Source organism: Rhodococcus sp. APC 3903, from assembly GCF_030407755.1.
GTDB lineage: Bacteria > Actinomycetota > Actinomycetes > Mycobacteriales > Mycobacteriaceae > Rhodococcus_F > Rhodococcus_F erythropolis.
The window spans coordinates 57,005-76,435 of the sequence record NZ_JASDCV010000009.1 but is presented as its reverse complement, the minus strand read 5'-3'; the positions used below and the strand labels follow the sequence as shown (position 1 = coordinate 76,435).

Annotated in this window: 17 protein-coding genes and 2 tRNA genes; 13 read left to right on the top strand and 6 right to left on the bottom strand. The window is 62.4% G+C overall.

Translation table 11 applies throughout. The annotated features are described in order from the left end of the window. Nucleotides 1-146: 146 nt before the first annotated feature. Both ilvD and QMA15_RS14720 read right to left on the bottom strand, forming a co-directional pair. Complete coding sequence (gene ilvD, locus QMA15_RS14725) at nucleotides 147-1,988, bottom strand: dihydroxy-acid dehydratase (RefSeq protein WP_019747927.1); 1,842 nt, start codon at nucleotides 1,986-1,988, stop codon at nucleotides 147-149. Nucleotides 1,989-2,060: 72 nt separating this feature from the next. Beyond that, complete coding sequence (locus QMA15_RS14720) at nucleotides 2,061-2,582, bottom strand: PH domain-containing protein (RefSeq protein WP_030535410.1); 522 nt, start codon at nucleotides 2,580-2,582, stop codon at nucleotides 2,061-2,063. Nucleotides 2,583-2,848: 266 nt separating this feature from the next. On the opposite strand from QMA15_RS14720, the gene QMA15_RS14715 reads away from it, so the two are divergent. The 10 genes from QMA15_RS14715 (at nucleotide 2,849) to QMA15_RS14670 (ending at nucleotide 13,629) form a co-directional block, all read left to right on the top strand. Then, complete coding sequence (locus QMA15_RS14715) at nucleotides 2,849-4,789, top strand: acetolactate synthase large subunit (protein WP_019747929.1); 1,941 nt, start codon at nucleotides 2,849-2,851, stop codon at nucleotides 4,787-4,789. Continuing rightward, entirely contained in the window at nucleotides 4,786-5,289 is a 504-nt protein-coding gene (gene ilvN / locus QMA15_RS14710; RefSeq protein WP_003944718.1) for an acetolactate synthase small subunit, read from the top strand. The genes QMA15_RS14715 and ilvN overlap by 4 nt, the downstream gene beginning before the upstream one ends. Nucleotides 5,290-5,342: 53 nt before the next feature. Continuing rightward, nucleotides 5,343-6,344: a ketol-acid reductoisomerase gene (gene ilvC / locus QMA15_RS14705; protein WP_029255107.1), complete on the top strand. Its 1,002-nt coding sequence runs from the start codon at nucleotides 5,343-5,345 to the stop codon at nucleotides 6,342-6,344. 250 nt (nucleotides 6,345-6,594) lie between these two features. After that, nucleotides 6,595-8,187 carry a phosphoglycerate dehydrogenase gene (gene serA, locus QMA15_RS14700; RefSeq protein ID WP_003944758.1) on the top strand — a complete coding sequence of 531 codons (1,593 nt, stop codon included), beginning with the start codon at nucleotides 6,595-6,597 and terminating at the stop codon, nucleotides 8,185-8,187. 74 nt (nucleotides 8,188-8,261) lie between these two features. Further along, entirely contained in the window at nucleotides 8,262-9,275 is a 1,014-nt protein-coding gene (locus QMA15_RS14695) for a 3-isopropylmalate dehydrogenase (RefSeq protein WP_279163819.1), read from the top strand. 84 nt (nucleotides 9,276-9,359) lie between these two features. Beyond that, nucleotides 9,360-10,133 (top strand): fumarylacetoacetate hydrolase family protein, encoded by a 774-nt coding sequence (locus QMA15_RS14690; protein WP_020969311.1) that lies wholly within the window; start codon nucleotides 9,360-9,362, stop codon nucleotides 10,131-10,133. Nucleotides 10,134-10,523: 390 nt separating this feature from the next. Next, nucleotides 10,524-11,684: an alkane 1-monooxygenase gene (locus QMA15_RS14685; RefSeq protein ID WP_020969312.1), complete on the top strand. Its 1,161-nt coding sequence runs from the start codon at nucleotides 10,524-10,526 to the stop codon at nucleotides 11,682-11,684. A gap of 73 nt (nucleotides 11,685-11,757) precedes the next feature. After that, nucleotides 11,758-13,233, top strand: coding sequence for a glutamate--tRNA ligase (gene gltX / locus QMA15_RS14680; protein ID WP_279163818.1), 1,476 nt, complete (start codon nucleotides 11,758-11,760; stop codon nucleotides 13,231-13,233). 156 nt (nucleotides 13,234-13,389) lie between these two features. Beyond that, nucleotides 13,390-13,461, top strand: a tRNA-Gln gene (locus QMA15_RS14675). 95 nt (nucleotides 13,462-13,556) lie between these two features. After that, a tRNA-Glu gene (locus tag QMA15_RS14670) sits at nucleotides 13,557-13,629 on the top strand. A 139-nt stretch (nucleotides 13,630-13,768) separates the two neighbouring features. On the opposite strand, the gene QMA15_RS14665 is transcribed toward QMA15_RS14670, so the two are convergent. The 3 genes from QMA15_RS14665 to QMA15_RS14655 form a co-directional block, all read right to left on the bottom strand. Continuing rightward, nucleotides 13,769-13,966, bottom strand: a complete 198-nt coding sequence (locus QMA15_RS14665) for a DUF5302 domain-containing protein (protein ID WP_007729345.1) — start codon at nucleotides 13,964-13,966, stop codon at nucleotides 13,769-13,771. 89 nt (nucleotides 13,967-14,055) lie between these two features. Next, nucleotides 14,056-14,553 carry a PPOX class F420-dependent oxidoreductase gene (locus QMA15_RS14660; protein ID WP_020907263.1) on the bottom strand — a complete coding sequence of 166 codons (498 nt, stop codon included), beginning with the start codon at nucleotides 14,551-14,553 and terminating at the stop codon, nucleotides 14,056-14,058. A gap of 59 nt (nucleotides 14,554-14,612) precedes the next feature. After that, the gene (locus QMA15_RS14655; RefSeq protein ID WP_007729342.1) at nucleotides 14,613-15,314 is read right to left on the bottom strand and encodes an IclR family transcriptional regulator; all 702 of its coding nucleotides are present in this window, start codon (nucleotides 15,312-15,314) and stop codon (nucleotides 14,613-14,615) included. 178 nt (nucleotides 15,315-15,492) lie between these two features. On the opposite strand from QMA15_RS14655, the gene leuC reads away from it, so the two are divergent. From leuC to QMA15_RS14640, 3 genes are all read left to right on the top strand, one after another. Beyond that, on the top strand, nucleotides 15,493-16,914 hold the full coding sequence (gene leuC, locus QMA15_RS14650) for a 3-isopropylmalate dehydratase large subunit (RefSeq protein ID WP_046378385.1): 1,422 nt from the start codon (nucleotides 15,493-15,495) through the stop codon (nucleotides 16,912-16,914). Nucleotides 16,915-16,942: 28 nt separating this feature from the next. Further along, nucleotides 16,943-17,551 carry a 3-isopropylmalate dehydratase small subunit gene (leuD, locus tag QMA15_RS14645; protein ID WP_019747937.1) on the top strand — a complete coding sequence of 203 codons (609 nt, stop codon included), beginning with the start codon at nucleotides 16,943-16,945 and terminating at the stop codon, nucleotides 17,549-17,551. A 157-nt stretch (nucleotides 17,552-17,708) separates the two neighbouring features. Then, nucleotides 17,709-18,338, top strand: a complete 630-nt coding sequence (locus QMA15_RS14640) for an HU family DNA-binding protein (RefSeq protein ID WP_019747938.1) — start codon at nucleotides 17,709-17,711, stop codon at nucleotides 18,336-18,338. Nucleotides 18,339-18,503: 165 nt separating this feature from the next. Here QMA15_RS14640 and QMA15_RS14635 read toward each other — a convergent pair whose 3' ends face one another. Then, entirely contained in the window at nucleotides 18,504-19,430 is a 927-nt protein-coding gene (locus QMA15_RS14635; protein ID WP_019747939.1) for an NUDIX hydrolase, read from the bottom strand. Between the last annotated feature and the right edge of the window lies 1 nt (nucleotide 19,431).

Below are 19,431 nucleotides of genomic sequence, written 5' to 3'. Positions count from 1 at the left end.
TGGGTTGTGGTGCATGCTCGTACAACACCGGATGAAGATTTTCCGGAGGAACTGGCGTGGATCTGATCCCGATTCATCTCGCACGCTGACAGAAAAGATCCCCGGCCGAAAGCGGCCGGGGATCTTTTGTCCGTTCGTGGCAGAACTTACGGAACGTAGCGAACCGCGCCCTTGTCGGCGGACGTTGCCAGAGCGGCGTAGGCGCGTAGGGCTGTCGTCACGGTGCGCTGACGATCGACCGGCTGCCACGGGCGCTCGGAGGCCTCCATCTTCGCGCGTCGCTCGGCGAGGACGTCGTCGTCGACCAGGATCTCGAGCGTGCGCGAGGCGACGTCGATGCGGACCTGATCGCCGTTCTGGACGAGTCCGATGACTCCGCCTGCGGCAGCCTCGGGGGAGATGTGACCGATGGACAGTCCGGAGGTTCCGCCCGAGAAACGACCGTCGGTGATCAGTGCGCATTCCTTGCCGAGGCCTGCGCCCTTGAGGAAGGCAGTGGGGTGCAGCATTTCCTGCATACCGGGGCCACCCTTGGGGCCTTCGTAACGCACGACGAGAACGTCGCCGGCTTTGATCTTCTTCTGCAAGATGACCGAGACGGCTTCTTCCTGAGATTCGACGACCAGCGCCGGGCCCTGGAAGGAGAACAGTTCCTCGTCGATGCCGGCAGTCTTGAGGATTGCGCCGTCGAGTGCGATGTTGCCGCGCAGGACAACCAAGCCGCCTTCGACGGTGTAGGCGTTCTCGACGTCGCGGATGCAGCCGCCGGCCGCATCGGTGTCGAGAGCAGACCAACGGTTGTCCGTGGAGAACGGTTCGATGGTGCGCACGCCGCCGGGAGCCGCGTGGAAAAGCTCGATTGCCTCGTCGGTTGCCTTGCCGGAGCGGATGTCCCAGTCGTCGAGCCACTGGTCGAAGCTCTTGGTGTGCACGGTGGACACATCGGTTTCGAGGAGTCCGCCGCGGCGAAGCTCACCGAGCAGCGCGGGGATTCCGCCGGCGCGGTGGACGTCCTCCATGTGGTAGTCCGAGTTGGGGGAGACCTTGGACAGGCACGGCACCTTGCGGCTGATCGCGTCGATGGTGTCGAGGTCGAAGTCGACCTCGCCTTCCTGCGCCGCAGCCAGCGTGTGCAGGACGGTGTTGGTGGAACCGCCCATGGCGACGTCGAGAGCCATTGCGTTGCGGAACGCTGCCGGGGTCGCGATGTTGCGCGGCAGCACCGACTCGTCGCCGTCGCGGTAGTACTTGAGGGCAGCCTCGACCACGGTGGTGCCCGCACGAGAGAAGAGTGCGTGACGAGCCTTGTGAGTTGCCAGCGTGGAGCCGTTGCCCGGCAATGCGAGGCCGAGGGCTTCGGTCAGGCAGTTCATGGAGTTGGCGGTGAACATGCCCGAGCACGAGCCGCATGTCGGGCACGCGCTGCGCTCGACCTCGTCGAGGCCTTCGTCGGACACGGCATCGTTGGCAGAGGCCGAGATCGCGGTGATGAGATCGGTGGGGGCTTGGGCCACGCCGCCGACGACCACTGCCTTGCCTGCTTCCATCGGACCGCCGGAGACGAACACGGTCGGGATGTTCAGACGCATCGCGGCGTTGAGCATGCCGGGAGTGATCTTGTCGCAGTTGGAGATACACACCAGTGCGTCGGCCGTGTGGGCGTTTGCCATGTACTCGACCGAATCGGCGATGATCTCGCGGCTCGGGAGCGAGTAGAGCATGCCGCCGTGGCCCATTGCGATGCCGTCGTCGACTGCGATGGTGTGGAACTCACGAGCGACGCCGCCGGCCGCACTGATGGCCTCGGCAACGATCTCGCCCACGTTCTTGAGATGCACGTGGCCGGGTACGAACTGGGTGTACGAGTTCGCTACGGCGACGATCGGCTTTCCGAAGTCGGAATCCGTCATTCCTGTGGCGCGCCACAGGGATCGGGCTCCGGCAGCATTACGTCCGATGGTGGTGGTGCGTGACCTCAACGGGGGCATGGGCGTGTTCCTTATGTGATCGTTGCTGGTCCACTCAAATAGAAGCGAGGGCCTTTCAACGCTACTCGCGTGCTACGGGCGCTTCTCTTCGGGCTGGTCCTGTGTGTTCTCGGCGACCTCGGATTCTGCTTCCGCTTCTGCAGCTGCTTCTTCCTCTTCGGCTTCCTTGGCGGCGAAGGCTTCTGCCGCCGATGCATAGGGATCAGTGATGCGGCCGCCGCTGGCGATCGCGATCTCGGGAAGCCTGACGAAGCTGACCGCAGGCAGGGTCACCTCGGTTCCGTCGGTGAGTTCCGCGCGCGCCCAGCTGCGCTTCGGGAAGCGGAAACCCTTGACGTCGTCCCAGGCGAGGGTGCGCTTGGAGAACGTCGAGCGGACCTCGAGGCCGTCAGGGCTGACGGTGGTGCGCAGTCGCGCGACGAGATAGACGGCGATGATCGGAAGGATCAGCAACCAGCTGAAGGCGACGGGCCACCCGAAGATCGGGAAGCTGACCGCGAACAGGAGGAACGCGCACGCCATGTAAGCGAGCTGCGAAATGCGGATGACGTGCCGAAGTGGTTTCGGCGTGTGGGATGATTGAGCCGGTGGCACGGGCTGCTGCGAAGTTGACACCTCTACATCTTCGCATTGCAGCCGATGTATCTCAGATTCTGGGACGGTCGACTCACCAAGTTTGCCGTTCGCGACTAGCGCCTCTACTGTCGAGTGCGTGAAACAGAATGAGTTGCTCGTAATCGGCCGGCGCGTCGTCGCCTGAGTCGATTTTTCAACTCACCAGATAACGACGCGCCACCCTCGCTCAGCAGATGCTGACGGGGGTTTTTTGTTGCCCGGAGCCAGAATCAGAGGATTTCCCAGTGAGCGCACCAACAGCACGGCCTCAACCCACGCCGCGCAAGTCAGGGACACCGAGCCCGACAACCGCGGCTGCCGCAACCCAGACGGCCAACCGTCGCCAGCTCCCGCCTGAGCGGGTAACCGGCGCGCAGTCTGTGGTTCGAGCCCTCGAGGAGCTCGAGGTCGACACGGTATTCGGCATTCCCGGCGGTGCCGTGCTCCCGGTTTACGACCCACTCTTCGATTCGGTCAAGGTCCGCCACGTGCTCGTGCGCCACGAGCAGGGTGCAGGCCACGCTGCCACCGGTTACGCCCAGGCGACCGGCAAGGTCGGCGTCTGCATGGCTACCTCGGGTCCCGGTGCGACCAACCTGGTCACGCCACTGGCCGACGCGCAGATGGACTCCGTTCCGATCGTCGCGATCACCGGACAGGTGGCGCGCTCGCTGATCGGTACCGACGGCTTCCAGGAAGCCGACATCTCCGGCATCACGATGCCGGTCACCAAGCACAACTTCCTGATCACCGACGCGATCGACATCCCGCGCATCATGGCCGAGGCCTTCTACCTCGCGGCCAGCGGGCGCCCCGGCGCCGTCCTGGTCGATATCCCCAAGGACATCCTTCAGTCGCAGACCACGTTCTCGTGGCCGCCGGAGATGCGTCTGCCGGGATACCGCCCGGTCACCAAGCCGCACGGCAAGCAGGTTCGTGAAGCTGCACGTCTGATCGCCGACGCCAAGTCGCCGGTTCTGTACGTCGGTGGCGGCGTCATCAAGTCGGACTCCTCGCCGGAGCTGCTCGAATTGGCAGAGCTGACCGGTATCCCCGTCGTCACCACGCTGATGGCCCGCGGCGCGTTCCCGGACAGTCACGACCTCAACTGCGGTATGCCGGGAATGCACGGCACCGTTGCCGCAGTCGCCGCTCTGCAGCGCAGCGATCTGCTGATCACCCTCGGCGCGCGTTTCGACGACCGCGTTACCGGCCAGCTGAATTCCTTCGCGCCCGATGCCAAGGTCATCCACGCCGACATCGATCCGGCCGAGATCGGCAAGAACCGCTACGCCGACGTCCCGATCGTGGGCGACTGCAAAGAGGTCATCACCGAACTCATCGAGGCTATCCGTGCCGACATGGCCACGGGCACCACGTTCGAACTCTCGGAATGGTGGGCGTACCTGAACGACATCCGTCGTACCTACCCGCTGAGCTACGACCGTCCCACCGACGGTCAGCTGAGCCCGGAGTACGTCATCCAGACCGTCGGCAAGCTCGCCGGACCGGATGCCATCTACTGTGCCGGCGTCGGCCAGCACCAGATGTGGGCCGCGCAGTTCGTCGGTTACGAGAAGCCGCGCACGTGGCTCAACTCGGGCGGGCTCGGCACCATGGGGTACGCGGTTCCCGCAGCCATGGGTGCCAAGATGGGCATGCCCGACACCGAGGTGTGGGCGATCGACGGCGACGGCTGCTTCCAGATGACCAATCAGGAACTCGCAACCTGTGCACTCGAAGGTATCCCGATCAAGGTTGCCCTCATCAACAACGGCAACCTCGGCATGGTGCGTCAGTGGCAGACACTCTTCTACGAAGAGCGCTACTCCAACACCAACCTCGGAACGCACGGCGCCATCCGCATCCCGGACTTCGTCAAGCTCGCAGAAGCATTGGGCTGCCACGGAATTCGTGTCGAGCGCGAAGAAGATGTCGAAGCTGCGATCCGTGAGGCGCAGTCCATCAACGACAAGCCTGTCGTGATCGACTTCATCGTCACCGCGGACGCACAGGTGTGGCCGATGGTCGCTGCCGGAACGAGCAACGACGAAATCATGGCGGCCCGGGGCATCCGGCCGCTGTTCGACGACGACGAGGCAGTTGCCGAGCCCGCCGTCATCCACGAAGCCATGTCACGCGAGCAAGCCGGACCCGCCGCGGGCACAGGGGAGGATCAGAAGTGAGCACCAGTCACACCCTCAGTGTTCTCGTCGAGGACAAGCCAGGCGTGCTGGCCCGCGTCTCCGCACTTTTCTCCCGCCGCGGATTCAACATCGAATCCCTTGCGGTGGGCGGAACCGAGATCCCCGAGATCTCACGTATGACCATCGTCGTCACGGTCGACGAGTTCCCTCTCGAGCAGGTGACGAAGCAGCTCAACAAGCTGATCAACGTCATCAAGATCGTCGAGCAGGACGGTGAAGCATCCGTCGCTCGCGAGCTCGTGCTCATCAAGGTGCGCGCAGATGCAAGCGTGCGCACGCAGGTCATCGAAACGGTGAACCTGTTCCGCGCCAAGGTGATCGACGTCTCCCCGGAGTCCGTCACCATCGAGGCGACCGGTACTCGGTCCAAGCTGGATGCACTGCTGCGGATGCTTGATCCGTACGGTATCCGGGAGATCGTTCAGTCCGGGGTCGTGGCAGTCGGTCGAGGGCCGAAGTCGATCACGGCCACCCGCTAGTACTTTTAGACACGTAAAAATCCAAGGAGAGGTTGAGAACTGTGGCAGTCGAGATGTTCTACGACGACGATGCCGATCTGTCGATCATTCAGGGCCGCAAGGTTGCTGTGATCGGCTACGGAAGCCAGGGCCACGCCCATTCGCTGAGCCTGCGTGACTCGGGCGTCGATGTGCGCATCGGCCTCAAGGAGGGCTCCAAGTCCCGCGAAAAGGCGCAGGAGCAGGGCCTGACAGTCGGTACGCCGGCCGAGGTTTCCGAGTGGGCCGACGTCATCATGGTGCTCGCACCTGACACCGCTCAGGCCAGCATTTTCAAGGGCGACATCGAGCCGAACCTCAAGGACGGCGACGCGCTGTTCTTCGGTCACGGCCTGAACATTCACTTCGACCTGATCAAGGCTCCGGAGTTCGTCACCGTCGGCATGGTTGCCCCCAAGGGGCCGGGCCACCTGGTGCGTCGTCAGTTCGTCGACGGCAAGGGCGTTCCCGCGCTCATCGCCATCGACCAGGATCCCAAGGGTGAAGGCCAGGCTCTCGCTCTGTCCTACGCCAAGGGCATCGGCGGAACCCGCGCAGGCGTCATCAAGACCACGTTCAAGGAAGAGACCGAGACGGACCTCTTCGGCGAGCAGGCTGTGCTCTGCGGCGGCACCGAGGAACTGGTCAAGACCGGTTTCGAGGTCATGGTCGAGGCCGGCTACGCACCCGAGATGGCGTACTTCGAGGTTCTGCACGAGCTCAAGCTCATCGTCGACCTCATGTACGAGGGTGGCATCGCCCGCATGAACTACTCGGTGTCCGACACCGCTGAGTTCGGTGGATACCTCTCCGGGCCGCGCGTCATCGACGCCGACACCAAGGAGCGCATGAAGGCGATCCTGGCCGACATCCAGTCCGGCGAGTTCACCCGTCGTCTGGTTGCCAACGTCGAGAACGGCAACACCGAGCTCGAAGGCCTGCGCAAGGCCAACGCCGAGCACCCCATCGAGGTCACCGGCAAGAAGCTGCGCGACCTGATGAGCTGGGTCGATCGTCCGATCACCGAAACCGCGTAATTCGTAGTTTCACGCTCCACGTCTCCACTGGCCTGATGTCGCGCCGGTTCAATTACGTTGAACCAGCGCGGCATTGGGCCGGAGTCGTTTTCCGGGCCGGCTGAGTCCGGATTCATATTCCATCGAGAATTCGCCCGCGAAAGTGTCCACTATGTGGTATCGCCTACCGCGTTGTGGATTCGAAGTGAGCGCGCACTAAACTATCGGTGGTTAAACCACCTTCACACCCACCTAATCAGGGAGTTTGCACGTGAGCCAGCCTGGCCGTCCCGTTGTTCTGATCGCCGACAAGCTCGCGCCGTCCACAGTCGAGGCGCTCGGTGACGGTGTGGAGGTGCGTTGGGTCGACGGACCCGACCGCCCGGCGCTGCTCGCCGCGGTACCCGAGGCCGACGCGATTCTCGTCCGTTCCGCCACCACCGTCGACGCCGAGGTTCTGGCCGCAGGCACCAAGCTGAAGATCATCGGCCGCGCCGGTGTCGGCCTGGACAACGTCGAGATCCCCGCAGCCACCGAGCGCGGCGTGATGGTCGTCAATGCACCGACCTCCAACATCCACTCGGCAGCCGAGCACGCAGTTGCTCTGCTCATGTCGACCGCTCGCCAGATTCCCGCAGCAGACAAGACCCTGCGTGAGAACACCTGGAAGCGAAGCAAGTTCAACGGCGTCGAGATCCTCGGCAAGACCGTCGGCGTTGTCGGACTCGGCCGCATCGGCCAGCTGTTCGCGCAGCGTCTCGCCGCGTTCGAAACCACCATCATCGCGTACGACCCCTACTTGCCCGCAGCTCGCGCCGCGCAGCTCGGCATCGAACTGGTCACCATCGACGAGCTCGTCGAGCGCGCCGACTTCATCTCCGTGCACCTGCCCAAGACCAAGGAAACGGCCGGCCTGATCAACGCCGAGCGTCTCGCCAAGGCCAAGGACGGCGTCATCATCGTCAACGCCGCCCGCGGTGGTCTGATCGACGAAGACGCGCTCTACGACGCACTGGTCTCCGGCAAGGTCCGCGGCGCCGGTCTCGACGTGTTCAGCACCGAGCCGTGCACCGATTCCAAGCTCTTCGAGCTCGACAACGTCGTCGTCACCCCGCACCTCGGAGCATCGACGTCCGAGGCTCAGGACCGCGCAGGCATCGACGTGGCGAAGAGTGTTCTCCTCGCTCTGGCGGGCGAATTCGTTCCCGAGGCTGTCAACGTCTCCGGCGGCCCCGTCGGAGAAGAAGTTGCTCCGTGGCTCGAGCTGGTCCGCAAGCTCGGTCTCCTCGCTGCGACGTTGTCGCCCGAAGCTGTGCAGACCGTGCAGGTTGTCGCCACCGGCGAGCTGTCTGCCGAAACCGTCGACATCCTCGGCCTGGCCGCACTGCGCGGCGTGTTCTCCGCCAGCAGCGACGAGGCCGTCACGTTCGTCAACGCTCCGGCACTGGCCGAGCAGCGCGGCGTGACCGTATCGGTCGAGAAGCACTCCGAGGCTCTTGCTCACCGCAGCGCGGTCGAGGTTCGCGCAGTTGCCGCGGACGGCACGGTCACGTCGGTCACCGGCGCACTCACCGGTCTGCAGCAGGTCGAGAAGATCGTCAACATCAACGGACGCAGCTTCGACCTGCGCGCCGAGGGTCACAACATCGTCGTTCACTACAGCGATCGCCCGGGCGTTCTCGGTGTCCTCGGCACCGTGCTCGGTAACGCGGGCGTGGACATCCTCGCCGCAGCGCTGAGCCAGGATGCCGAAGGCGAAGGCGCAACGGTCATCCTGCGCGTCGATCGCGTCGTCGGAGACGCCGAGGTCGAGGCAATCGTCTCGCAGCTCGACGCTCGCGTCGCCCAGGTCGACCTTTCCTGATTGTTTTTGCTGTGCGCCTTTATTAACCGCCCGCGGTTAATAAAGGCGCACAGTTCTACTGAGATGAGGACTCCATGAAGCTTGCGGTCATTCCGGGCGACGGAATCGGTGTCGAGGTCACAGCCGAAGCACTCAAGGTGCTCGGCAAGTTGGTTCCGGATCTGGAAACCACCGAATACGATCTCGGTGCCCGTCGCTACAACGCCACCGGCGAGTTGCTCCCGGCGGACGAGCTGGACCAGATCCGTCAGCACGACGCAATCCTGTTGGGCGCCATCGGTGATCCGCGGATCGTCGCACCCGGCATCCTCGAGCGTGGTCTGCTGCTGAACATGCGTTTCCAGCTCGATCATCACGTGAATCTTCGCCCCGCACAGCTGTACCCGGGTGCGCTGTCGCCATTGGCCGCCCAGCCGGAGATCGACTTCGTCGTGGTTCGTGAAGGCACCGAGGGCCCGTACACCGGTAACGGTGGCGCCATTCGCGTCGGCACCGATCACGAGATCGCGACCGAGGTGTCGATCAACACCTGGTTCGGCGCCGAGCGTGTTGTTCGTTATGCATTCGCGTTGGCGCAGACACGTTCCAAGCACCTCACCTTGATTCACAAGACCAACGTGCTCTCCAACGCGGGCGCAATCTGGACGCGTGCGATCGAGACAGTCGGGGCCGAGTACCCGGACGTCGAGACCGCGTACTGCCACATCGACGCTGCCACCATCTACATGGTGACCGACCCGTCGCGGTTCGACGTCATAGTCACGGACAACCTGTTCGGTGACATCATCACCGACCTGGCCGGTGCCGTGACCGGTGGAATCGGTTTGGCCGCAAGCGGAAACATCGACGCGTCCGGTACCAACCCGTCGATGTTCGAGCCCGTGCACGGCAGTGCTCCGGACATCGCCGGCAAGGGAATCGCAGATCCCACCGCCGCGATCCTCTCGGCCGCACTGCTTCTTCGCCATCTCGGACGCGAGGACGACGCCGCTCGCGTCGAGGCTGTGGTCGCTGCCGACCTGGTTACCCGCGGTGAAGGCCCCATCTCCACGACGGAGATCGGCGACCGGATCACTGCAGCGCTGTAAGGATTTCTTTCACGAGACTGACGCGCGTAAGCCTTTCGGCTTGCGCGCGTCAGTCGTTTCCGGCACCCCGATAGACTGGCCAGTATGCGTCTTGGTCGAATTGCCAGTCCCGATGGTGTTGCGTTCGTCAGTATCGAAGGTGAAGAGGATGCCCTCGTCGCCAAGGAAATTGCGGAGCACCCGTTCGGGAACCCCACCTTTACCGGCCGAAGTTGGCCGCTCGCCGATGTTCGTCTGCTGGCTCCGATTCTCGCCAGCAAGGTGATCTGTATCGGCAAGAATTATGCAGATCACATCGCGGAGATGGGCGGAGAAGCTCCCGCGGATCCCGTGATCTTCCTCAAGCCCAATACGTCCATCGTCGGCCCGGGCGCCCCGATCGTCTTGCCTCCGACGTCCAACGAGGTGCATTTCGAGGGTGAACTCGCGGTGGTCATCGGTCAGCCTTGCAAAGACGTACCCGCGGCGAAGGCGTTGAGCGTGGTCCTGGGCTACACGATCGCCAACGACGTATCGGCGCGAGATCATCAGCGTCACGACGGGCAATGGACGCGCGCGAAGGGCCACGACACCTTCTGCCCGCTCGGTCCGTGGATCGAAACCAGCCTCGATGCGTCCGACGTTGACATCAAGACCGAGGTGAACGGTCAGGTCAAGCAGGACAGCAGCACCGCCTTCCTGCTTCACGACATTCCGAAGATCATCGAGTGGATCTCGGCGGTGATGACCCTCCTGCCCGGCGACGTCATCCTCACCGGAACCCCCGCCGGAGTCGGCCCGATCGTCGACGGAGATTCCGTGTCGGTCACGGTGTCGGGGATCGGCACGCTCACGAACCCGGTGACCGCAAAGAATTGATCTGACCCGGTTCGTTCCGTCATGTCACTACGAAGGCCCCATTCCCACCGGATGGGGCCTTCGTCGTGGTGTGAGTCGAGAGGTGTCTGTCAAAGAAAAGTTGCAAGATGGTAACTAACGTTCGGTGGCCGATTGGGATTGCCCTCCGGTTCGAGATAATCGGGCCCTGGGACTGACCTGCGGGTTTCATGAGCCAGGCGAAGCTTCGTTCCTGATCCTCCTGGCGTTATGTCTGATTTAGCCAGGTTGAGAGAGTTCGCCTCGCGGTTTGCTGCCGCGGCTCACAACAGACCAAATTCCCTGAAATGTAACGCTGAGCAGTAGGGTGACCGATAACTGAAGAGAAGCCGATGGGGCAATCGAGTGGATTGCGCAGAAACGTGGTGATACATGACGACCTTCGCGGAAGGCTCCCGGACAGCGGCAGGGCAAGCGCAGAACGGTCAGCGGCCGGTGTGGCGAGACAAGAAGCGCTACCTGTGGCCACTGGGTTTGCTGGTGCCCCTCAGTCCGTTCGCTGCGTGGTTCCTGGTCGACAAATTCAGTCTCGGGCTCTTCTGGGCCATCGGGGCCTGGCTCATCGTGATCGTCATTCCCCTGATCGATCTATTGGCGGGCGAGGACGGTAACAGCCCACCGGACGAAGCGATCCCTGAATTGCAAGAGGATCGTTTCTACCGCTGGTGCACGTATCTGTTCCTGCCCCTCCAATACGTCGGTCTCGTGTTCGTCGCCTGGTGCTGGGTGAATGCGCCGATGGCGGCGGGGGAGAAGTTCGCGCTCGCGATGACTGCCGGCGTGGTTGCCGGTGTGGGGATCAACGCGGCGCATGAATTAGGGCACAAGAGCGAGAAGCTCGAGAAGTGGCTCGCGAAAGTAGCGCTGGCGCAGTCCTTCTACGGCCATTTCTACGTCGAGCACAACCATGGTCACCACGTCCGTGTCGCGACGCCGGAGGATCCGGCCAGTTCGCGATACAAGGAAAACTTCTGGTTCTTCTTGCCGCGCAGTGTCATCGGCGGCCTGCGCTCGGGATGGCGGATCGAAAGCGCTCGCCTGCAGCGTCAAGGCAGACGGACGTGGAGCTATCGGAACAACATCCTGAACGCGTGGGCGATGAGTGTTGTCCTGTTCGGCAGCCTGATCGCGGTGTTCGGGTGGGAAATCGCACCGTGGCTGGCCGTTCAGGCGATTGCCGGATTCACGTTCCTCGAGACCGCCAACTATCTCGAGCACTACGGCTTGCTACGTGCGAAGCGGCCTGACGGCTCGTACGTTCGCTGCTCGCCCGAGGACAGCTGGAACAGCGACCACGTCGTCAGCAATCTGTTCCTCTATCAACTTCAGCGTCACAGTGACCATCACGCGAATCCGCGTCTGCGGTACCAGAGCCTGCGCAGTGCGGCCGAAGCGCCGCAACTTCCAGCGGGTTACGCGGTCATGATCGTGTGCGCGTGGGTGCCGCCGCTGTGGCGAAAGGTCATGGACAAGCGACTACTCGCCTACTACGACGGTGACATGACACGTATCAACGTCTTGCCGGGTAAGTGATCGGCGGGATGGAGGAAGCGCTGCGGGACTAACCTGTAGTACGACCATCCATCATCGCCGAGCCAAGTGAGCCATGACCAACAGCGAAGTACGCGTCCGTTTCTGTCCGTCACCCACCGGAACCCCGCACGTAGGTTTGGTGCGCACCGCCTTGTTCAACTGGGCATTCGCACGACACCACGGCGGCACGTTCGTGTTCCGTATCGAAGACACCGATGCGCAGCGCGACAGTGAAGAGTCCTACCAGGCCATCCTCGACGCCCTCCGCTGGTTGGGGCTCAATTGGGACGAGGGCCCGGAGGTCGGTGGGCCGCACGCACCGTATCGCCAGTCCGAGCGTCGCGACCTGCATCTCGACGTCGTTGCCAAGTTGCTGGCCGCGGGCGAGGCCTACGAGTCCTACTCGACCAATGAAGAGGTCGAAGCGCGACACAAGGCGGCCGGACGCGACCCGAAGCTCGGATACGACAACTTCGATCGCGACCTCAGCGACGAGCAGCGCGCTGCCTACGTCGCCGAGGGTCGCAAGCCGGTCGTCCGCCTCCGGATGCCCGATCACGACCTGACGTGGAACGACCTGGTTCGCGGCGAGACCACGTTCAAGGCAGGCACCGTTCCGGACTTCGCGTTGACTCGCGGGAACGGTATTCCGCTGTACACGCTGGTCAACCCCGTCGACGACGCGTTGATGAAGATCACCCACGTACTGCGCGGTGAGGACCTGCTGTCCTCGACCCCGCGTCAGCTCGCGTTGTACGAGGCTTTGATCCGCATCGGTGTCGCCGATTTCACACCGTCGTTCGGGCACCTGCCGTTCGTGATGGGTCAGGGCAACAAGAAGCTTTCCAAGCGCGATCCCGAGTCCAACCTCTTCATTCACCGCGATCGGGGCTTCATTCCCGAGGGACTGCTGAACTACTTGGCTCTGCTCGGATGGAGCATTGCCGACGATCACGATGTCTTCTCACTCGACGAGATGGTTGCGGCCTTCGACGTTTCGAAGGTCAACTCCAACCCTGCCCGCTTCGACCAGAAAAAGGCCGACGCGATCAATGCCGAGCACATTCGCTTGCTCCAGCCGGCCGACTTCGCGGCCCGCCTGAAGTCGTTCCTGGTGGAGCACGGCCACATCAGCGCCGACGTCGATGAATCCACGTTCACTGTTGCGGCGGACCTCGTGCAGACGCGCATCGTCGTCCTGTCCGACGCGTGGGATCTGCTGAAGTTCCTGTTCGTCGACGAGGCGTCGTTTGCTCTCGATCCGGCCGCGGCGGCAAAGAACCTGAAGGAAGACGCTGGTCCGGTTCTGGATGCGTCTCTTGCGGCACTCGAGGCAACCTCGGAGTGGACTGCGGCCAGTATCGAGGAAGCACTCAAGAAGGCCCTCATCGAGGATCTGGAGCTCAAACCGCGTAAGGCCTTCGCTCCGGTTCGGGTCGCGATCACCGGCTCTCACATCAGCCCTCCGCTGTACGAGTCGATGGAATTGCTCGGTCGTGAGGTCTCGATTGCTCGGTTGCGCGCCGGTAGGGCAGCGGTAACCGCCTAGATCGGACTGTCTTCCGGCCGAAAATGAAGCAAAAACCTCCGGTGACCATACGATTTGGTATTTGGGGCAGGGGTACTGGTAATCTTCTTTTCGGCCGGAGACGAGCCGCCGAGCACAACAGCGAAGCGGATCGGGCAAGGCTGGTGAGCAAGACCTTGGGGTATGGTGTAATTGGCAACACAGCGGTTTCTGGTACCGCCATTCTAGGTTCGAGTCCTGGTACCCCAGCGGAAATCCGGTCGATTTTGTGGCCGGACTCAGACAAGCTAAGCTTGCTGAGCATCCAAGAGCAAGACTGAATACCACGTTTAAAAGCGTGTCCTGGCCCCGTCGTCTAGCGGCCTAGGACGCCGCCCTCTCAAGGCGGTAGCGCGGGTTCGAATCCCGTCGGGGCTACAAAGGAAAGACCCTCCGATCATTGATCGGAGGGTCTTTTCGTATGTATGGGAAATGTTTCCGGCGATGCGAAAAACGATCACCCCCAGTCGATTTCGACTGGGGGTGATCGTCATCTCACTCTGTTGTCCGTGATCGGCTATCCGCTCTTACGGCGGAACTCTCGCTTGTGATCGGCCGGGCCATGCGTGTTGTGGACCTTGGACTGTCCGTCGCGATGGTCGGTCGATTTGGCGTTCTGATGATTCTTCCGTTCGAGGGCTTCACGGAACTTTCGTTTGGTTTCCTCCGATTGGGATTCGGGTTCCGACGGGGTGTTGCTGTCGAGATCGCTCATATGCTCACTCCTTGTTGTTGGGCCTGTTGGTGAAACTACGCCGGCCCGAATTCGAAAGCTCGTGAATTTCGCTTCACGAATCTCGGGGTCTACGGCGATGGTGCAGTAGAACCGGAAAGAGGCATCGCAGGCATCCCGAGCTTGCGGTGATCCCACGAACGAGTTCGATCGGGAACGAACCGTACCGCGACGCGCTTGTGGAGCATCGCTTCGACGGCCGGGCGGAGATCCTCCGTGTACGGGCCCGTGTATCGCTCCCAGACGCTGATTCCCACGGCAAAGAGAGCTTCCGGATCCTCGACGATCACTCCGGTGCCCTCCATCGAGACTCCTCGCAGCGTGTCGTACGTCAGACCGTCTTCGATCAGGACGGACATTCGAGTGTCCCGGCGAAGATTGACCGCCTTCTGCGACTTGGCTTTGGTTTCGAACCAGATTTCGCCGTCGACTATCGCGAACCACATCGCGATCAGGTGAGGCATTCCGTCGGCGCTCAACGTCGCCATCGTTGCCGTACGGCTCTTTTCGACGAAGCTCGAAATTTCGGCCTCGGTCATCGTGATCTGACTACGCTGCTTTCCTGCCATGGTCGCGTCGTACTCCTACGTGCGTGCTCGAGGATCTGAAGGCCTTACTGTGTCACGAATTACAGACGCTTGTGGAGCGCTTCGGCAGCTGCGAGAAGGTCCGCCGCCCAGCGGGCTCCCGGTCGTCTACCCATCCGATCGATGGGGCCGGAGACCGAAATCGCGGCAATGACAGCGCCTGCCGAGTCTCGGACGGGAGCCGCGACGCTGGCGACACCCGGCTCACGTTCGGCTGCACTCTGTGCCCAGCCGCGCCGGCGAACCTCGAGGAGCACTCGTTCGCCGAACGACGCATCGGCGAGAACGGTCCGTTGGGTTTGTGGATCTGCCCATGCGAGAAGGACCTTGGCGCCGGAACCGGCATTCATCGGCAGCCTGGCCCCGACGAGAACTGTGTCGCGAAGGCCCGTGGGCGGTTCCATCGACGCGACGCAGATGCGTTGGGTGCCTTCCCGGCGGTACAGCTGGACGCTTTCGCCGGTGATTTCGCGAAGGCGGGGGAGGATGAGTCCGGCCGCAGCAATGAGTGGATCATTAGCGGTGGCAGCGAGTTCGGCGAGTCCGGGCCCTGGGCACCACTGACCGTCCGAGTCGCGTGTGAGGAGTCGATGGACTTCGAGACCGACGGCGAGTCTATGGGCGGTCGCGCGCGGCAAACCGGTTCGTGCACAGAGTTCGGTGAGGCTGCACGGTTCCTCAGCTACTGCATGAAGAACGCCCATTGCTTTGTCCAGGACGCCGATGCCGCTATGCTGTCTCATAGGTCGATACCAGTTTCTCGCATAGTGGGATGATAGCGCATTTCCTGGTGGACTAGCGCATTTACTGAAGGGCTAGTGCATTTCCTAGGGGCAGCCTGCATCTGCTGCGAGGGCTGGGGACCTACTTCACGCGCGGCGGGCCAGCCCGTAGTCCGCCGACGCGAGGCTACGTACAGAGGTGGAAGACATGGCACAGAAAGCACGCACTCTCGCCGAGAAGGTGTGGGACGACCACGTTGTCGTGAAAGGGGAGGGGCAGGATCCCGACCTCATCTACATCGATCTCCACCTCGTTCACGAAGTGACGAGCCCGCAGGCATTCGACGGACTTCGCTTGGCCGGACGCCCGTTGCGGCGTCCCGACCTGACGATCGCCACCGAGGACCACAACGTTCCGACGATCGACATCGACAAGCCGATCGCCGATCCCGTGTCCAAGACTCAGGTCGACACCTTGCGCCGAAATTGCGAGGAGTTCGGAGTTCGCTTGCACCGCATGGGCGATCTCGATCAGGGCATCGTGCATGTGGTCGGACCGCAGCTCGGCCTGACTCAGCCGGGAACCACCGTGGTGTGCGGCGACAGTCATACGTCGACGCACGGCGCATTCGGTGCGCTCGCAATGGGAATCGGCACCAGCGAGGTCGAGCACGTGATGGCGACGCAGACATTGTCGTTGCGCCCCTTCAAGACCATGGCGATCACGGTCGACGGCGAGCTGCCTCCTGGCGTCACGAGCAAGGACTTGATCCTGGCAGTCATCGCCAAGATCGGCACCGGCGGCGGCCAGGGCTACGTCCTGGAGTACCGCGGCGAGGCCATTCGCAAACTGTCGATGGAAGCTCGTATGACCATCTGCAACATGTCGATCGAGGCCGGAGCCCGTGCGGGCATGATCGCACCGGACGAGATCACTTACGAGTTCATCAAGGGCCGTCCGCATGCACCGTCGGGCGCAGAGTGGGACGAAGCCGTCGCCGCGTGGGAGTTGCTCAAGACCGACGAGGGCGCCGAATTCGACAACGAGGTCCACATCGACGCAAGCGCATTGACGCCTTTTGTCACGTGGGGAACCAATCCGGGACAGGGTGCACCGCTCGGTGACCGTGTTCCCGATCCGGAACTGATCGTCGACGAGAGCGAGCGTCAGGCTGCCGAGAAGGCGCTCACCTACATGGGTCTCGACGCCGGCATGGCGCTTCGGGATGTTGCTGTCGACACCGTCTTCGTCGGTTCGTGCACCAACGGACGCATCGAAGATCTGCGCGCGGTGGCCGAGGTGCTCGAGGGTCGCCATGTGGCAGAGGGCGTTCGGATGCTCATCGTTCCCGGCTCGATGCGGGTGCGTGCTCAAGCCGAAAGTGAAGGTCTCGGTGAAATCTTCACGGCGGCAGGGGCCGAATGGCGCCAGGCCGGTTGCTCGATGTGCTTGGGAATGAACCCTGACCAGCTTGCTCCCGGCGAGCGTTCGGCATCGACGTCCAACCGGAATTTCGAAGGCCGACAGGGTAAAGGCGGTCGGACCCATCTGGTTTCCCCGCTCGTCGCGGCTGCCACTGCGGTCCGCGGAACGCTCTCGGCACCGGCCGATCTGGTCTGACCCACTTACCATCTCGAGGAGAATTTCGATGGAATCCTTTACCACGCACAAGGGTATCGGCGTCCCGCTGCGACGCTCGAATGTCGATACCGATCAGATCATCCCTGCCGTGTACCTGAAACGGGTGACGCGCACGGGATTCGAGGACGGGCTGTTTGCAGGCTGGCGCACCGACCCCAACTTCATTCTCAATCTGGCTCCGTACGACAAGGGAAGTGTCCTCGTAGCCGGTCCCGATTTCGGCACGGGCTCTTCGCGTGAGCATGCCGTGTGGGCTCTCTCCGACTTCGGATTTCGGGTCGTCATCGCTTCCCGGTTCGCCGACATTTTCCGCGGGAACGCCGGAAAAGCCGGTCTCGTGGCGGCACAGGTCGAGCAGAGCGACGTCGAATTGCTCTGGAAGTTGCTCGAAGAGCAGCCCGGACTGGAATTGACAGTAGATCTCGAGAATCGGACCGTGAGCGCCGGAACTACGGTGGTGCCGTTCAATATTGACGACTACACACGGTGGCGTCTGCTGGAGGGTCTCGACGACATCGGACTGACATTGCGGCAGGTAGAAGCGATTTCCGAGTTCGAAAAGTCAAGGCCTTCATGGAAACCGACTACCCTTCCAGCCCGAATTTCGCAGGGCTGAACCGAAATCCGCAACTCCGCGCGGGAAGAGAAATAGGTCACCATTTCGCAGTCACGTTGAATGAGAATTGGCGTGGCACATAGACTCTTGCCGTTATCAGGTTTACCGTGGTTCTCAGTCGGTCCGACGGTGGACCACAATTAGCGGAGGAATTTCAATGAACAAGGCAGAGCTCATCGATGTTCTGACTGAAAAGCTGGGTTCGGACAGGCGCACAGCGACCGACGCAGTGGAGCACGTCGTGGACACCATCGTCCGCGCCGTCCACCGTGGCGAGAGCGTGACCATCACCGGCTTCGGAGTCTTCGAGCAGCGTCGTCGTGCAGCACGTGTTGCACGCAACCCGCGTACGGGCGAGACCGTCAAGGTCAAGCCGACGTCGGTTCCGGCTTTCCGTCCGGGTGCGCAGTTCAAGGCTGTTATCGCTGGTGGACAGAAGCTTCCGGCCACCGGCCCGGCAGTCAAGCGTGGCGTAGCAGCACCGGCCACCAAGGCTGCAGCCAAGAAGGCTGCTGCCAAGAAGACCGCAGCCAAGAAGGCTCCGGCAAAGAAGGCTCCGGCCAAGACCGCAGCCAAGAAGACGGTTGCCGCGAAGGCTCCCGCCAAGAAGGCTCCGGCCAAGACCGCAGCCAAGAAGACGGTTGCCACCAAGGCTCCCGCCAAGAAGGCTCCGGCCAAGACCGCAGCCAAGGCTCCGGCCAAGAAGGCTCCGGCCAAGAAGGCTCCGGCCAAGACCGCAGCCAAGAAGGCTCCGGCCAAGAAGGCTCCGGCCAAGCGCGGAAAGTAGTCGCGTTCGGGTGAAAAACCCGATGCCGTAAGACAAAGAGGTGCAGCCGCGGATCTGATCCGCGGCTGCACCTCTTTTTGCTGTCTGGGAGAAGTGTGAATTCTCCTGTGTTTCAGTGCTTTGCAAAACTACCGAATCGAACTGGGGCCGGTTGGTCCAAATCCCTCAGGAGTTGGCGACTTTGGGGAGCGGGCTGTCGAGGTGATCGGCGGCGACGAGACGGCCGTCGAGGAACGAGAGCACCCAAGTGCTCGCCTTACGGTTGCGTGCAGAGGGCAGTGTTACACCGGCCGTATCAGCCCACCAGCGCATCAAATCGGGGATGACGCCTCCTTGGCTGCAGATCACTGGAGTGCCCTCCAGTGCGGCGATCTGCAGCGCACGTGCCCGAGCGGCGTCGGGATCGGCCTCGTAACCTTCTTCGGTCAGAAGAGGTTCCGTCGAAATCTCGACACCCAATGCCTCCGCCAACGGCATTACGGTGTCGATGCAGCGCGTACGGTCAGCCGCGAAAACCGAATCGGCTCCGAAGATTTTCAGCTGTTCGACCAAGGCGGCGGATTGCTCTTTGCCCTTGGCGTCGAGTGGACGCAAATTGTCGTCGCCCTTGTACCGCTTACGGCTTCCAGCCTTTGCGTGGCGGACGAGTAATACCGTTTTCGTGTCAGGCCGAATGGAAACGAAGCGGCGAAGAATCATTCGATCCATCGGGTAGGAAAGATGATCGGCGACCTCGGCGACCGGAAGCCAATAGAGAACATCTACTTCGTTATTCGGCCCGAAATCTCCGTCTACTGCTTCGGCCGACCAGTATTCGACTCGTTTGAGTTTGCGATGTCCCGGGATCGGGTACGTCACGCCACCGAGGTGCCTTCCGAAACGTCCGGTGATCGAGGTCTCTTCGCGGACCTCGCGAACTGCTGCGGTCAAGAAGGTCTCGCCTGGATCGAGCTTTCCTTTGGGGAATGACCAGTCGTCGTACTTCGGTCGATGTACGACGGCGATCTCGATGGCGGAAGGATCCTGGGGAGCCTTCCGCCACAGAACCGCGCCTGCGGCAAAGATGTTGGCTTTGACCGGCTTGTCGCTCATG

What these genes read in the sequence shown, in the direction of transcription:
- ilvD (WP_019747927.1), bottom strand. Translation starts at nt 1,988, where the DNA reads ATGCCCCCGTTGAGGTCACGCACCACCACCATCGGACGTAATGCTGCC.
- ilvC (WP_029255107.1), top strand. Translation starts at nt 5,343, where the DNA reads ATGTTCTACGACGACGATGCCGATCTGTCGATCATTCAGGGCCGCAAG.
- QMA15_RS14695 (WP_279163819.1), top strand. Translation starts at nt 8,262, where the DNA reads ATGAAGCTTGCGGTCATTCCGGGCGACGGAATCGGTGTCGAGGTCACA.
- QMA15_RS14690 (WP_020969311.1), top strand. Translation starts at nt 9,360, where the DNA reads ATGCGTCTTGGTCGAATTGCCAGTCCCGATGGTGTTGCGTTCGTCAGT.
- QMA15_RS14685 (WP_020969312.1), top strand. Translation starts at nt 10,524, where the DNA reads ATGACGACCTTCGCGGAAGGCTCCCGGACAGCGGCAGGGCAAGCGCAG.
- gltX (WP_279163818.1), top strand. Translation starts at nt 11,758, where the DNA reads ATGACCAACAGCGAAGTACGCGTCCGTTTCTGTCCGTCACCCACCGGA.
- QMA15_RS14665 (WP_007729345.1), bottom strand. Translation starts at nt 13,966, where the DNA reads ATGAGCGATCTCGACAGCAACACCCCGTCGGAACCCGAATCCCAATCG.
- QMA15_RS14660 (WP_020907263.1), bottom strand. Translation starts at nt 14,553, where the DNA reads ATGGCAGGAAAGCAGCGTAGTCAGATCACGATGACCGAGGCCGAAATT.
- QMA15_RS14655 (WP_007729342.1), bottom strand. Translation starts at nt 15,314, where the DNA reads ATGAGACAGCATAGCGGCATCGGCGTCCTGGACAAAGCAATGGGCGTT.
- leuD (WP_019747937.1), top strand. Translation starts at nt 16,943, where the DNA reads ATGGAATCCTTTACCACGCACAAGGGTATCGGCGTCCCGCTGCGACGC.
- QMA15_RS14640 (WP_019747938.1), top strand. Translation starts at nt 17,709, where the DNA reads ATGAACAAGGCAGAGCTCATCGATGTTCTGACTGAAAAGCTGGGTTCG.
- QMA15_RS14635 (WP_019747939.1), bottom strand. Translation starts at nt 19,430, where the DNA reads ATGAGCGACAAGCCGGTCAAAGCCAACATCTTTGCCGCAGGCGCGGTT.